This is a genomic window from Nocardioides sp., assembly GCF_024509035.1.
In the GTDB taxonomy this organism is placed as follows: Bacteria; Actinomycetota; Actinomycetes; order Propionibacteriales; family Nocardioidaceae; genus Nocardioides.
This window is the reverse complement of record NZ_JANINT010000023.1, coordinates 1-13,083: the sequence shown is the minus strand read 5'-3', so window position 1 is coordinate 13,083 and position 13,083 is coordinate 1. Positions and strand designations below refer to the sequence as shown.

At 72.9% G+C, this 13,083-nt stretch carries 14 protein-coding genes; 5 read left to right on the top strand and 9 right to left on the bottom strand.

The features are described from left to right. Nucleotides 1–21 precede the first annotated feature (21 nt). Nucleotides 22–1,308 carry an aspartate--tRNA(Asn) ligase gene (aspS, locus tag Q0L15_RS02555; RefSeq protein ID WP_296602018.1) on the bottom strand — a complete coding sequence of 429 codons (1,287 nt, stop codon included), beginning with the start codon at nucleotides 1,306–1,308 and terminating at the stop codon, nucleotides 22–24. Nucleotides 1,309–1,523: 215 nt separating this feature from the next. On the opposite strand from aspS, the gene Q0L15_RS02550 reads away from it, so the two are divergent. Further along, the gene (locus Q0L15_RS02550; protein WP_296602016.1) at nucleotides 1,524–2,504 is read left to right on the top strand and encodes a DUF389 domain-containing protein; all 981 of its coding nucleotides are present in this window, start codon (nucleotides 1,524–1,526) and stop codon (nucleotides 2,502–2,504) included. On the opposite strand, the gene Q0L15_RS02545 is transcribed toward Q0L15_RS02550, so the two are convergent. Next, entirely contained in the window at nucleotides 2,471–3,373 is a 903-nt protein-coding gene (locus Q0L15_RS02545; protein WP_296602014.1) for a GNAT family N-acetyltransferase, read from the bottom strand. The genes Q0L15_RS02550 and Q0L15_RS02545 overlap by 34 nt on opposite strands. Before the next feature lie 112 nt (nucleotides 3,374–3,485). Between Q0L15_RS02545 and fdxA the strand changes: the two genes are divergently transcribed. Next, complete coding sequence (gene fdxA / locus Q0L15_RS02540) at nucleotides 3,486–3,812, top strand: ferredoxin (RefSeq protein ID WP_296602013.1); 327 nt, start codon at nucleotides 3,486–3,488, stop codon at nucleotides 3,810–3,812. Nucleotides 3,813–3,820: 8 nt separating this feature from the next. Further along, nucleotides 3,821–4,921: a succinyldiaminopimelate transaminase gene (gene dapC, locus Q0L15_RS02535; protein WP_296602012.1), complete on the top strand. Its 1,101-nt coding sequence runs from the start codon at nucleotides 3,821–3,823 to the stop codon at nucleotides 4,919–4,921. A gap of 33 nt (nucleotides 4,922–4,954) precedes the next feature. Here dapC and Q0L15_RS02530 read toward each other — a convergent pair whose 3' ends face one another. The 7 genes from Q0L15_RS02530 to Q0L15_RS02500 are packed head-to-tail and all read right to left on the bottom strand — an operon-like array spanning nucleotide 4,955 to nucleotide 11,554. Next, nucleotides 4,955–5,845, bottom strand: a complete 891-nt coding sequence (locus tag Q0L15_RS02530; RefSeq protein WP_296602011.1) for a DUF559 domain-containing protein — start codon at nucleotides 5,843–5,845, stop codon at nucleotides 4,955–4,957. A 50-nt stretch (nucleotides 5,846–5,895) separates the two neighbouring features. Then, entirely contained in the window at nucleotides 5,896–7,131 is a 1,236-nt protein-coding gene (locus Q0L15_RS02525; protein WP_296602010.1) for a hypothetical protein, read from the bottom strand. Then, nucleotides 7,128–7,754: a hypothetical protein gene (locus Q0L15_RS02520; protein WP_296602009.1), complete on the bottom strand. Its 627-nt coding sequence runs from the start codon at nucleotides 7,752–7,754 to the stop codon at nucleotides 7,128–7,130. Before Q0L15_RS02520 ends, Q0L15_RS02525 begins: the two co-directional genes overlap by 4 nt. Nucleotides 7,755–7,769: 15 nt before the next feature. Beyond that, the gene (locus tag Q0L15_RS02515; protein WP_296602007.1) at nucleotides 7,770–9,002 is read right to left on the bottom strand and encodes a calcium-binding protein; all 1,233 of its coding nucleotides are present in this window, start codon (nucleotides 9,000–9,002) and stop codon (nucleotides 7,770–7,772) included. Between the two features lie 20 nt (nucleotides 9,003–9,022). Continuing rightward, nucleotides 9,023–9,985 carry a hypothetical protein gene (locus Q0L15_RS02510; protein ID WP_296602005.1) on the bottom strand — a complete coding sequence of 321 codons (963 nt, stop codon included), beginning with the start codon at nucleotides 9,983–9,985 and terminating at the stop codon, nucleotides 9,023–9,025. Nucleotides 9,986–10,034: 49 nt separating this feature from the next. After that, on the bottom strand, nucleotides 10,035–11,003 hold the full coding sequence (gene dapD, locus Q0L15_RS02505) for a 2,3,4,5-tetrahydropyridine-2,6-dicarboxylate N-succinyltransferase (protein WP_296602004.1): 969 nt from the start codon (nucleotides 11,001–11,003) through the stop codon (nucleotides 10,035–10,037). Between the two features lie 56 nt (nucleotides 11,004–11,059). Continuing rightward, nucleotides 11,060–11,554, bottom strand: a complete 495-nt coding sequence (locus Q0L15_RS02500) for a DinB family protein (protein ID WP_296602003.1) — start codon at nucleotides 11,552–11,554, stop codon at nucleotides 11,060–11,062. A 62-nt stretch (nucleotides 11,555–11,616) separates the two neighbouring features. On the opposite strand from Q0L15_RS02500, the gene Q0L15_RS02495 reads away from it, so the two are divergent. Next, a complete protein-coding gene (locus Q0L15_RS02495; RefSeq protein WP_296602002.1) occupies nucleotides 11,617–12,423 on the top strand; it encodes a hypothetical protein in 807 nt (268 codons plus the stop codon). Between the two features lie 266 nt (nucleotides 12,424–12,689). Further along, on the top strand, nucleotides 12,690–13,083 hold a 394-nt coding region (locus tag Q0L15_RS02490), incomplete at its 3' end, for a class I tRNA ligase family protein (RefSeq protein ID WP_296602001.1).

Below are 13,083 nucleotides of genomic sequence, written 5' to 3'. Positions count from 1 at the left end.
CCGACCTGCTGACGGACCGGCTCAGGGCGTCAGCCGGGTGAGGTCGCGCGGGAACAGCGTGACCTCCCGGATGTTCGCCGCCCCCGTCAGCCGCGCCGTCCACCGCTCGAGCCCGATCGCGAACCCGCCGTGCGGCGGCATCCCGTGCTCGAAGGCCTGCAGGTACGTCGCGTACGCCGCCGGGTCCTCGCCCCGCGCGCGGATCGCGGCGTCGTACGCCGAGGGCCGGTGCAGGCGCTGCCCGCCGGTGACGAGCTCGAGCCCGCGGAACAGCAGGTCGAAGCTGTTGGACCACGTCTCGTCGCCCGGCCAGGGGTGGGTGTAGAACGGCCGCTTCGCCATCGGGTAGCCCTCGACGGCCACGAAGTCGCTGCCGTGCTCGGCCAGCGCCCACGCCCCGACCGCCCGCTCGTGCTCGGGCGCGAGGTCGGGCTCGTCCTCCGGTGCGCCGACCAGCGCGAGCGCGTCGCGGAAGTGGATCACCGGGATCTCCTCGGGCACCACCGGCACCTGCGCGCCGGTGCGCTCGACGGCCGCACCCGCGTGCTCGTGCACTGCGGCCACCATCCCGGCCAGCACCTCGCGCAGCACCGCCAGCACGTCGCGGTGGTCGCGGACGAAGCCGAGCTCGACGTCCAGCGAGACGTACTCCGCCAGGTGGCGCACGGTGTCGTGCGGCTCGGCGCGGAACACCGGTCCGACCTCGTAGACCCGTTCGAAGACCCCGACCAGCTGCTGCTTGTAGAACTGCGGGCTCTGCGCGAGGTACGCCGGGCGCCCGAAGTAGTCGACCTCGAACACGTTCGCGCCCGACTCGGTCGCCGACGCCACGAACTTCGGCGTCTGGATCTCGGTGAAGCCGGCCGCGTCCAGCGTGGCACGGAAGCCGCGGACCGACGCCGCGGCCAGCTCCCACCGGGCCCGCTGCGCCGGGTGGCGCCACATCACCGGCGCGTGGTCGAGCAGCGTCGGCAGCGAGACGTCGAGGCTCGGTCGCCACAGCTCGGCCGGCGGGGTCGCCGCCGGCTCGGTCAGCGCGGTGATCACGGGCTCGGTGACCTCGATGCCGCCGGGCGCCTGGGCGTTCGCGGTCGCGACCCCGCTGACCTCGATCGTCGTCTCCTCGGGCGGCACGGGCGAGCCGTCGCGGACGACGACCTGGGCCAGGCCGCTGCGGTCGCGCACCACCAGGAACGTCAGGGCCGAGAGCTCGCGGCGGCGGTGCACCCAGCCCTGGAGCCGGACCGTCTGGCCGGGCGTGACGGTGGGCAGGTCTGAGCAGAGTGTGCGCGGTGGTGCGGTTTGCATTGATACCTCCAGTCGGCGGAAAGCCCTGGAGGTGTGGGCGGGGGCCAGATCGCGGTGCCACCACACCTTCGCCGAAGAGAACCCTCGGCCTCTCGTCGGTACGCCGTCCGCGCGGGCCCGGCTGTCACGAGGGTCGTCACGCCTCACCGATCCACGTCCAGGGTAGGTCGGCACGCCGCGACCGCGCGAACCCTTTGCCGCCGTACGCTCTGGCCGTGCTGGTCCACCTGCGTCTGACCGTGCCCGAGCAGCTCTCGGACCCGGTCCGCTCCCTGCTCCTCGAGCACGAGTGCACCACCAACGTCACCGTGAGTGCGGGCGCCTGCCTGCAGCCGGCGGGTGACCTGATCGAGTGCGACGTCGCCCGCGAGCAGACCGGCTCGCTGCTGCACCACCTCGACGAGCTCGGGCTCGACCAGTCCGGTGGCATCGTGATCACCACGCCGACGGGGGCGCCGTTCGAGGCGGCCCGCCGGCTCGAGGCCGCCGCTCCGGGACATCCCGACGACGCGGTGATCTGGGAGGCGGTGGAGGCGCAGGCGGAGTCGGGCGCCGTGCCGACGGTCTCCTACCTGATCTTCCTGGTGATCGCGGTCGCGCTGGCCTCGATCGCGGTGATCACCGACTCCGCCGTGCTCGTGGTCGGCGCGATGGTCGTCGGCCCGGAGTTCAGCGCGATCGCCGCGGCCTGCGCCGGCATCGTGCTCGGCCGCTGGGGCCTGGTCGGGCGGAGCCTGCGGCTGATCCTGCTGTCGTTCCTGTTCGCCATCGTCGTGGTCACGCTGCTCGCACTGCTGGCCCGCTGGACCGGGGCGATCATGGCCTCCGACGTCACGCGGCCGCGCCCCAACACCGGCTTCATCTGGCACCCTGACCTCTGGTCGTTCGTCGTCGCGCTGCTCGCCGGCGCCGCCGGCGCGCTCGCGCTGGCCATCGAGAAGACCGCCACGATGGTCGGCGTCTTCATCAGCGTCACCACCGTGCCCGCGGCCGGCAACCTCGCCCTCGGCATCGCGGTCGGCGAGCCGAGCGAGATCACCGGGTCGTTGACCCAGCTCGGCGCCAACGTCGGCGGCATGATCCTCGCCGGCACCCTGCTGCTCGCGTTCATGCGGGTCGCGTGGCCCTGGGTCACCGCGCGCAGCGAGCGGCTCCTCGGCGCTCAGTCGGCCGGGACGGGCGCCGGCGCGAGATAGCGGTAGGCGTGGTGGGTGGTGAACCCCAGCCCCTCGTAGAGCGCGATCGCCGGCGCGTTGTCGCCGAGCACCTGCAGGTACGCCGTGGTCGCGCCGCGCTCGGCGCCCCACTCCAGCAGCGCCGCCATCACCGCGAGCCCGAGCCCCTGACGGCGGTGCTCCGGCGCCACCTCGATGCTCCGGAACCCCACCCAGTCGCGGTCGTAGGCCGCCACCCCGCTCGCCCGGTCCCCGATCCGGACCGTCACCAGGTCGCCCTGCTCGTCGTACGTCGGGTCCGCTGGTCGAGCCCGTCGAGACCCCCGCAGCGCGCGCAGGGCCTGGCTCACCCCGCTCACCTGGAACAGCGTGTCGGCGTCGTTGCTCTCCAGCCCCCACCCGCGGCTGCGGAACAGCTCGTCCTCGGCCGAGTCGGGCAGCACCGCAGCGATCGGCCGGCCGGTGGTGCCGGCGTAGAACGCCACGACCTGCTCGTAGGCGTCGTCGACCCCGGTCGGTCCCATCGCCAGCACCGAGTTGGCGCGCCGTGCGGTCGAGGTGGGGGAGTGACGCAGCAGCCAGTCGCCGACCGGCTGCGTCTGGAGGTCGGGAAACAGCGCCAGCGCGCGGAGCTGCGCGTCCTGCGGCTCGATCCGCAGCCGAGGCGAGGACCGCGGCGGCACCGTCTTGCCGGAGACGATGTCGGCGATCGCGATGTGGACCGCATCGCTCTCCCCGGGCGAGTCGCGCTGCACGACACAGAGTCCGTCGCCCCACGACACGCACGTCCCGAGCACGTCGGAGAACGCCGGCCCGCCCGTGGGGCCGACCTGCTCGCGCAGGACCCGGCGTACGACCACGCGCTGCCCCACGACATGCGGGCCCAGCATGTGGGAACCGACAGCGTGCCCGCCCACATACTGAGGGTCTGCCGCGTCAGCCACGGTCTGGATACTAGGCTGTGGCGAGCAGCACGCCCGCTACGCCCTACAGGAGGAACCGGTGACCTACGTCATCTCCCAGCCGTGCGTCGACGTCAAGGACCGGGCCTGTGTCGACGAGTGTCCTGTCGACTGCATCTACGAGGGCAAGCGGATGCTCTACATCCACCCCGACGAGTGCGTCGACTGCGGTGCGTGCGAGCCGGTCTGCCCGGTCGAGGCGATCTTCTACGAGGACGACACGCCGGAGCAGTGGAAGGGCTACTACGACGCCAACGTCCACTTCTTCGACGACCTCGGCTCGCCCGGTGGCGCGGCCAAGATGGGTGAGATCGACCACGACCACCCGATGATCGCCGAGCTGCCTCCGCAGAACCAGGACCACTGAGCTCCCGCGTGCGGAGCCGGGTCTCCGAGCGGCTCCCCGACTTCCCCTGGGACCACCTGGTCCCGTACGGCGAGCGCGCCCGCGCGCACCCCGACGGGATCGTGGACCTCTCCGTCGGGACCCCGGTCGACCCCACGCCGACGGTCGTCCAGGAGGCGCTGCGCGCAGCGGCAGACTCACCTGGCTACCCGACGACCGTCGGCCGGGCCGACCTGCGCGAGTCCTGCCTCGACTGGCTGGCACGCCGGCACGGCGTGACGGTCCTGGACAGCCTCGACACCGTCCTACCGGTGATCGGCACCAAGGAGCTGATCGCCTCGATGCCGGTGCACCTGGGCCTCGGCCCGGGTGACCTGATCGTCTATCCCGAGCTGGCCTACCCGACCTACGAGGTCGGGGCGGCGCTGGCCGGTGCGGAGGCGATCGCCACCGACTCGCTGACCTCGCTCGGACCGCGGACGCCGGCGCTGCTGTGGCTCAACTCGCCGTCGAACCCGACCGGCCGCGTGCTCCCGCCCGAGCACCTGCGCAAGGTCGTCGACTGGTGCCGCGAGCGCGGGACGCTGCTGGTCTCCGACGAGTGCTACCTCGAGTGCTCCTGGACCGACCAGCCGGTCTCCGTGCTGCACCCCTCGGTCTCGCGCGGCTCCGCCGAGGGCATCCTCGCCGTGCACTCGCTGTCCAAGCGCTCCAACCTCGCGGGCTACCGCTGCGGCTTCGTGGCCGGCGACCCGTCCGTGATCGCAGAGCTGCTCGCCGTGCGCAAGAACCTCGGGCTCATGCTGCCCGGGCCCCAGCAGGTCGCGATGAAGGCCGCGCTCGACGACGACGCCCACGCGCTGGAGCAGCACGACCGCTACGCCGCCCGCCGGGCCAAGCTGCGCGACGCGCTGGTGGGTGCGGGCTTCACCATCGACCACTCCGAGGCCTCGCTCTACCTGTGGGCCAGCCGCGACGAGGACTGCTGGGACACCGTCGCCTGGCTCGCCGACCGGGGCATCCTCGTCGCTCCCGGCGCGTTCTACGGCCGCGCCGGGTCCCGCCACGTGCGGGTGGCGTTCACCGCCACCGACGAGCGGGTCGACGCGGCCGTCGCCCGGCTGGCGTAGCCGAACTGCCATAAGTCGCCGGGCGGCTGCCCCTCAGGCGGCGCCGCTGCGCGAGTCGGAGACAATCGGTCGTCCGGCTATGCGGGCCACGACAGCCTCGAGCACCGATCGCACGTAGTCGGGGTCGAACATGACGTCCTCCCAGGTGAACCGCAGCACCAGCCAGCCGTCGGCGACCAGCAGGTTGTAGCGCTTGGCGTCCCGTGCCAGGGCCTGCCGGTCGCCGTGCCAGGCGAAGGAGTCGGCCTCGAGGATCATGCGGAGCCGGCCGTCGACCAGGTCGGGACGACACCAGGGCGTCACGCTCCTGATGAGGACCTGGGGGACCACCTCCAGGCCGGGCACCTGGTTGGCGATGGCTCGCAGGCAGGACTCGAACGGGTTCGCTGCCTCCGCGCGTGCATCGCGCGCCACTGCGCGCACCCGCGCCGCTCCGCGACCACGCGCGAGCGCGGCTGCCTGGCGCAGCGCGGAGACGTCGTCGGCGCGCAGGGCCGAGTCGGCGACCGCCAAGGCTTCGTCGTAGGGGAGCGAGCGCAGGCACTGCAGCAGTGTCAGCACCTTGCCGGTGGCGATGCCGGCGAGATCGGCAGGGTCGATGTCGGCGTAGTGGACCTGCACCGGGCCCCAGCCACCCCGCGGTGCCTTGCGGCCCCGAGACACGGCGATGTGCGGCTGCTCGGGGACCGTCTTGACGGCCCACCCGTGATGGAGCGCCGCGCTCGTCAGGCTCAGCACGCCCGAGCGCGCATGGGCGGCTGCGACGGCCTCGTCGGCCGCTGGGAGTGCATAGCGCCCTCGCGCGGGGACCACGATCGCCCCCGACTCCAGCGCCCGGTCGACATCAAGACGCGAGGTGGCCGCGACGAGGACGGCGCGGGTGGCGACCCCGCCCAGCTCGCGCAGCACCTCGGTGACGTCCACGCCGTCAGTCTGGCGAGACTCCGAGGAGAGCGTCGGCGCTCATCCACAGGTCAGCCCTCGATGATCTGCTCGACCGAGATGATCCGGTCGTGTCCTTCCCAGCCGTTGCCGGAGTCGCGGCCGGGCCCTCCGTTGATGACGTCGTCACCCCTGGAGCCGTACACGACGTCGTTGCCGCCGCGGGCGTAGATGCGGACCGGATCCCGGTAGTCGCTCGCCGAGATCCCGTCGGGGCCGTCGGTCCCGAGCAACGTCCAGAGCTCACCCCGCGGAGCCTCGACGCTCTCGATGCCGGTGAGCCGGGCCGACCACGTGAATGGCCCGAGGCGGGCGACCAGGGTCTCGGCGGTCATGTCGATCCGTCCGGTGACCGCCTTCTGCTGCCGGCCCTCGTCGTCGACGAGCCACAGGCTGCTGAGTCGGTCGCGGCCGGGGCCGCCGACGAGCAGGTGGCCGTCGGTCGCTGTCATGTCGTCGTGGAACGCGTCGGACCCGGTGCCGCCGTGGGACCGGTCGACCCCGCCACCTCCCTCCAGGAGGTCGTCGCCGGCGCCGCCGCGCAGAAGGTCGTCGCCGTTGCCGCCGAGCACGAGGTCGCCACCGGCGCCCCCGACCAGCTCGTTGGTGTCGGTGTCGGGATCTCCTGAGCGGACGCCGGCGACCAGCACGTCCTCGCCTCCGCCACCGGCGACCCGGTCGCTGCCGCCCCCGCCGTACAGCCGATCGGGACCGTCGGTGCCGGTGATCCGGTCGTCGAACGGCCCGCCGAGCACGGTCCCGACCGCACCGACGATGGTGTCGGTGCCCTCGCCGGTCGCGGTGCCGGCACCGAGGTCGACGACCAGGGGAGCGGTGGCGTGCTCGAAGAGCACCACGTCGACCGGCCCGTGGGGTCGCCCGTCCTCGCCACCGTCGAGGACGTCGTCGCCGGGCCCGCCCTCGAGCTCGTCGCCGCTGTACATGTAGTGACCGGGGTCGTCGGAGACCCGGCCGTCGCGACCGCCGTCGAGGAGGTCGTTCCCGGCGCCCCCGAGCAGGCGGTCCCGCCCGCCCTGACCGCACAGCACGTCGTCGCCGCCCAGCCCGATCAGCAGGTCGTTGCCACCGCTGCCGGCGATGACGTCGGGTCCCTCGGTGCCGCGCAGCGTCTCGCCCTTGATGGTGCCCTGGATCGTCGGGTGGTCGCACGGTCCGGCCGCCTCGGCGGGGACGCCGGCCGCGGAGCCGGCGACCAGCGCGAGCGCGAGTGCTGCGGCGGCCCCGAGCCGGACCACAGCGCTGATCACGACGCCGGCGCCATCAGTCGCGGCGTGCGCGTCCCGGACGGGTCGTCGAGGTCACCGAAGGGCGAGTCGACCGGCTCGGTGCCCTGGTCGAGCCGCCGCCCCATGGCCTGGAGTTTCTCGATGACGATGCCCCGCTCGGGGAAGCAGGCCTGGGGAAGCCGGACCGTCAGCGTGTCCGCGCCGTAGTCGGCGACTCCGCGCAGCGCCGGACAACGGACCGGGAACTCGTCGGCCGAGTCGACCCGTGAGATCCAGCCGTACTCCGACCAGGTGCCCTGATCGTCGACGCCGGCGGTCCACGTCACATAGAGATGGTCGTGCTTCCGCGGGATCTCGAACGTCACGCCCCAGTCCCGCATGCCGTTGCGGCTCAGGTCGTCGTAGGTGAAGCGGAGGACCAGGCGCTGTTCCAGTCGCCGGATGTCGGTGGCCACCAGGTCGACCGACCGCCCACCGGTGGGCGGCTGGCCCGGCCAGGCGTAGACGTCGCCCGTCGGGTCGTCGAGGTGCACCTCGCTCACCGGCTCGGAGGCGATGGCGAGAGGAGCGGCGCCCCTGAGCCCCGCCGCGAGTCCGACCACCGTCAGGGCCGCTGTGAGCGTGGTGCGGATCCGAGATGTCACCGAGCCCACGATAGGTCAGCGGCCGCCGAGGATCCGCTCGATCGAACGGATCCGGTCGTGGCCGCCCCAGCCGGTGCCCCGGTCGAAGCCGGGGCCGCCGTTGAGGACGTCGTCCTGGTCGGAGCCGTAGATGCGGTCGTTGCCGCCGCGGCCGTAGATGCGCACCGGGTCGCCGAAGAACCCGGCCATGATCTGGTCGGGGCCGTCGGTGCCGAGCACCGTCCAGAGCTCGCCGCGCGGGGTGTTGACGTCCTCGAAGCTGCTGACGGTGAGCGACCAGGTCAGCGAGCCGACGCGCGCGACGACCGTTCCTGCGGCCATGTCGAAGCGGCCGGTCGTCCGGCCACGCCAGCGGCCCTGCCGGTCCACCAGCCCCAGCCCCGCGAGGTAGTCGGTGCCGGGGCCGCCGTCGAGCACCTGGCCGCCGCCGGGGGCGACGCCCTCGTCGTTGATGCCGTCGTCACCGGCGCCACCGTAGGAGCGGTCGGCGCCTCCCTCCATCTGGAGGAAGTCGTCGCCGGACCCACCGCGGGCCAGATCGTCCCCCTCGCCGCCGAAGATCCGGTCGCCGCCGGGGCCGCCGAGGATCGTGTTGGGCGCGGTCTCCGGCTCCTCCTCGAACCGGCCCCCGGCGTTGAGGTCGTCGTCGCCGCGGCCACCGGAGATGCGGTCCGAGCCGGGTCCGCCGTAGAGCACGTCGGGGCCTTCGCTGCCGGTCATGACGTCGTCGAAGGGGCCGCCCACGACGGCGCCGATGCCGCCGACCACGGTGTCGGTGCCGTCGCCGGTGACGGTGCCCGCCGCGAGGTCAACGATGAGCGGACCGGGAGCATCGGCGTAGGTGATCCGGTCGACGGAGCCCTCGTGGCGGGCGTCCCGGCCGCCGTCGAGGAGGTCGTCGCCAGGCCCACCGTCGAGCTCGTCGCCGAAGTAGAGGTAGTAGTCGGTGTCCTCGGCCTCCTTGGCGTCGATGCCGCCGATCAGGTGGTCGTCACCGGGACCGCCCACCAGCCGGTCCTGCCCGCCCCCGCCGCACAGGACGTCGTCACCGCCGAGACCCCGGATGACGTCGTTGCCGCCCCCGCCGTCGATCACGTCGGGCCCCTCGGTGCCGCTCAGCCGGTCGTCGCGGTCGGTGCCGCGGACGGTGGGCTGGGCGCACGGCCCGCTGCTGGCCGCGGCCGGCACGCCGACCACCGCCCCGCCGAGGAGGAGCGTGCCGACGACGAGGACCCGAGAGGCGGACATGCAGTCACCCTAGGCGGGCGTCAGTCGAAGACGTCGACGTGCACGTGGTCGCGGTGCTCGAGGATCGCCCGGTCGCCGGACCGCTCCGGCGGGTCGTAGTCACGCCAGCCCTCGTCGGAGGACGACCCGGAGGTCCAGATGCGGTCGTCGAAGATGACGTGCTGGATCGCGAGCCGGTCGGCCATCGCCACGAGGTACTGCGCGATCGCCCAGCCGCGCACCTTGTTCTCGGCGTTGACCGGCCGCACGAAGATGTCCACGGCCCGCCCGTCGTAGTGCGCCGAGCCCGCCATGTGGCCGGTCGAGACGCCGCCGGGCTCGAAGCCGCCGAGCGGCGGGTTGCCGAACATCTCGCCGACCTCGCGTCGTACGACGTCGGCCCGGCGCGTCAGCCCGGAGCCCTTCAGCGTGTCGGACGCCTCGTCGGGCGCGTCGCCGATGCGGCAGCTGAACGCGTGGGGGGAGTTGCCGGTCAGCGCGGAGGCGAGCACCCGCGCGTCGGCCTCGTGGTCGGCGTAGGCCTCGGGGAAGCCGGAGCGCTGCACCTCCTGGGCCGCGACCGTCACCCGCATCGACTCGTAGTCGCCGATCTTCTCCAGGGCGTCGTAGAAGGCGTTCGTGGCGTAGAACGGGTCCAGCACCTGGTCCTCGCTGCCCCAGCCCATCGACGGGCGCTGCTGGAACAGCCCGAGCGAGTCGCGGTCGCCGGACTCGACGTTGTAGAGCTTGGACTCCTGGTACGCCGTCGCCAGGGCGATCGTCGCGGCCCGCGCGGGCATGCCGCGGCCGACCGACACCGCGGTGATCAGCGCCGCGTTCTCGGCCTGCTCCACGGTCAGGCTGACGGTGCGTCCGTCGACCGTCGCGGTGCACTCGTCGGACTGCAGCAGCGGGGCCACGTGGTTGATCACGCCGTAGCCGACCGCGGCCGCGACGCCCACCGCCGCGAGCCCCACCAACGCCACGCCTGTGCGTGCTCTCATGCCGCCCCCATGCCGCCCCGCATGCACCCAGTGTCCGGGGCGGGTGAAATCAGTTGGCGTGCAGCGCCGCGTTGAGCGAGATGCGCCCGCTCTTCCACGGCACGGCCTCGATCGCGCCCGTCACGGAGTTGCGGCGGAACAGCACGTTGCTGGCCCCCGAGAGCTCGCGTGCCTTGACCACCGTGGGGCCCACCCCGTCGACGGTGTCGATCACGGTGACCTTGGTGCCGGCGGTGACGTAGCAGCCGGCCTCGACGACGCAGTCGTCGCCGAGCGAGATGCCGAGGCCGGCGTTGGCGCCGAGCAGGCAGTTGCGTCCGATCGAGACGACCTCCTTGCCGCCCCCGGACAGCGTGCCCATGATCGACGCGCCACCGCCCACGTCGGAGCCGTCGCCCACGACGACGCCCGCCGAGATGCGGCCCTCGACCATGCTCGCGCCCAGCGTGCCGGCGTTGTAGTTGACGAAGCCCTCGTGCATGACCGTGGTGCCCTCGGCCAGGTGGGCGCCCAGGCGCACCCGGTCGGCGTCGGCGATGCGGACGCCCGTCGGCAGGACGTAGTCGACCATCCGCGGGAACTTGTCGACGCCGAACACCGTCACGTGGCGCCCGTTGGCGCGCAGCCGTGCCCGCGTCATCTCGAAGTCGGCGACCGGGCAGGGCCCGGCGTTGGTCCACACGACGTTGGTCAGCAGCCCGAAGATGCCGTCGAGGTTGACCGCGTGGGGTACGACGAGCCTCGTCGACAGCAGGTGCAGCCGCAGCCACACGTCCTCGGTCGTGGCGGGCGGCGCCTGCAGGTCGGGGACCTCCACGAGCAGCACGTCCCGGGTCACGCCACGGTCCTTGTCGCTGCCCTGCAGCGCGCTCAGCTCCGGCGGCGTCACCGCGTCGGCGGGCATCTCGCCCAGCGCGGGGGAGGGGAACCACACGTCGAGCACGGTGCCCTGGGCGTCGATGGTGGCGAGGCCGAAGCCCCATGCCTTCTGGGTGGCCTTCTCGGGTGTCGCGGTCACGGCGTACACCCTAGGACGACGCGGTCACTCGCCGGTGCGACCGTCCACGGCGCCGCTCACGAGGCGCGGTGCCCGTCGATGCACTCGCGCAGGAGGTCGGCGTGGCCGCAGTGGCGGGCGTACTCCTCGATCAGGTGCACGACGACCTCGCGCATCTCGATGTCGCCGTCGGCGTGCTGTCCCAGGTGGTCGGCGGGGTGGCTCGCCTGGAACTCCCGCCCGTACGCCGCCTCGCGCCGCCAGGCCTCCCACGCCTCGGCGACCACGGCGTCGTCGGCGACCGCACCGTCGAAGTCCGCGTCGGGGTGCTCGTCCTTGCCCCACATCCGCGGCAGCGACAGGTCGCGGTCCATCACCCGGCGCCACCAGGAGTGCTCGACGTGTGCCAGGTGCCGCAGCAGCCCGAGCAGCGACATCGTCGACGGCGGCACGGAGCGCCGGGCGAGCTGCTCGGCGTCGAGGCCGGTGCAGATCCGCTCGAGCTCGGTGCGGTAGTGGTCGAGGTACTCGCGCAGCACCTGGTCCTCACCGCGGCACATCTCATCGCTCATGGCCCCACTCGACCAGTCCGCGATCGGCCCCCGCAACCCGGAATCCGGGTTAGCGTGGCGGTATGCACGGACGCAGCCCTCTCGTCGCTGCCGTGCTCCTGCTGATCGGCGTCCTGCTCCTGGTGCCAGCACCGGCCGACGCCGACGCGACGCTCGACTTCGACCGGCGTCCCGCCGGCCTGCCCGCGACGACGGAGCCCGCGCAGACGTTGTCGGCGGCGGACGCCACCCTGGGCACCACCTCGGGCGGCAGCGCGCTGCGTGCGGTCGTCCAGCTCGGCGGCGTGCCGGGCGCCGAGACCGCCGCCGACCTGCACCTGCGGATCGGTACGCCGGTCGACGGCGCCTGCCGGACCGACTGGGAGCTCGTGGTGCCGACGCTCGAGCCGACGGGCTTCGCCACCCGCGACGGCGCGACGATCCGGATCGCCGCCTCGATGGAGGGGCGAGAGGACCTGGGGCTGCGGTGCGGCTCGGTGGCCCTGGTCGGCATGGACGGCGCGGTGCTCGACCAGCTCGACGAGGACGAGTCGGGGACGGTCATCGTCGACCCGGGCTCCCGGTCGAGGATCGAGCGCGTCGTGGGCACCGCCGTGCGACCCGGACGATGGTCGACCGTGTGGGTGCGGGTGCGTCACCGGGGTGCCGACGCCGTCGGAGTCCGGATCACGGGCCGAGGGGACGGCGTCCGGGCGCGCACGCACACCGAAGCCGTCACCCTGCGCGACGGCGGTGCGGCATGGGTGCCCCTCGAGGTGCGGCTGCGAGGCGAGCGTCCCCGAAGGTTGACGATCCGCGCCTGGGCGGTGGGTGACATCGCGTTCGCCTTCCCCGGGACGCGTGAGGTCCGGCTCCGGCCGACGCGCTGAATCGGATTCGCACCCGCCCCGGCGCGCGCCGTACGATCTGCCCACAGGCGTTCGAGCCGTCATCAGCGGCGAGCCTCCGGAAGAACAGCACCCTGCAGGACCGGGTGCCCAGTAGAACCGGACGGGTGGGCCCGTGACAGCCCTGAACGAAGCGGTGGTCTCGACCAGCTCGACCCACGAGGCCGCAAGCGAGGTGGTACCGCGGGTCCCCGGAAGTCGGGGGAGTCGTCCTCGTGGCAGACGAGACGACGAGCCCAGGAGAAACCGTGACGTACCCCAAGGTCGGCGACGGCGCTGTCCCGTCGAGCCCGAAGTTCCCGGAGATCGAGGAGCGGATCCTCGAGTTCTGGAAGCAGGACGGGACCTTCCAGGCGAGCATCGACCAGCGCGACCCCGGTGAGAACGGCGCCAACGAGTTCGTCTTCTACGACGGCCCGCCGTTCGCCAACGGCCTGCCCGCCGAGCTGGAAGCGATGCGCCTCAACGGCATCAAGACCACCGACGAGATCCTCGAGCTCGGCATCGAGAAGTTCAACGAGGCGTGCCGGGCGTCGGTGATGAAGTACACCGGCGAGTGGCGCGAGTACGTCACCCGGCAGGCGCGCTGGGTCGACTTCGACAACGACTACAAGACGATGAACCCCGACTACATGGAGTCGG

Coding starts and splice junctions, on each gene's coding strand:
- aspS (WP_296602018.1), bottom strand. CDS start 1,308: ATGCAAACCGCACCACCGCGCACACTCTGCTCAGACCTGCCCACCGTC.
- Q0L15_RS02545 (WP_296602014.1), bottom strand. CDS start 3,373: ATGCTGGGCCCGCATGTCGTGGGGCAGCGCGTGGTCGTACGCCGGGTC.
- Q0L15_RS02515 (WP_296602007.1), bottom strand. CDS start 9,002: ATGTCCGCCTCTCGGGTCCTCGTCGTCGGCACGCTCCTCCTCGGCGGG.
- Q0L15_RS02510 (WP_296602005.1), bottom strand. CDS start 9,985: ATGAGAGCACGCACAGGCGTGGCGTTGGTGGGGCTCGCGGCGGTGGGC.
- Q0L15_RS02500 (WP_296602003.1), bottom strand. CDS start 11,554: ATGAGCGATGAGATGTGCCGCGGTGAGGACCAGGTGCTGCGCGAGTAC.
- Q0L15_RS02495 (WP_296602002.1), top strand. CDS start 11,617: ATGCACGGACGCAGCCCTCTCGTCGCTGCCGTGCTCCTGCTGATCGGC.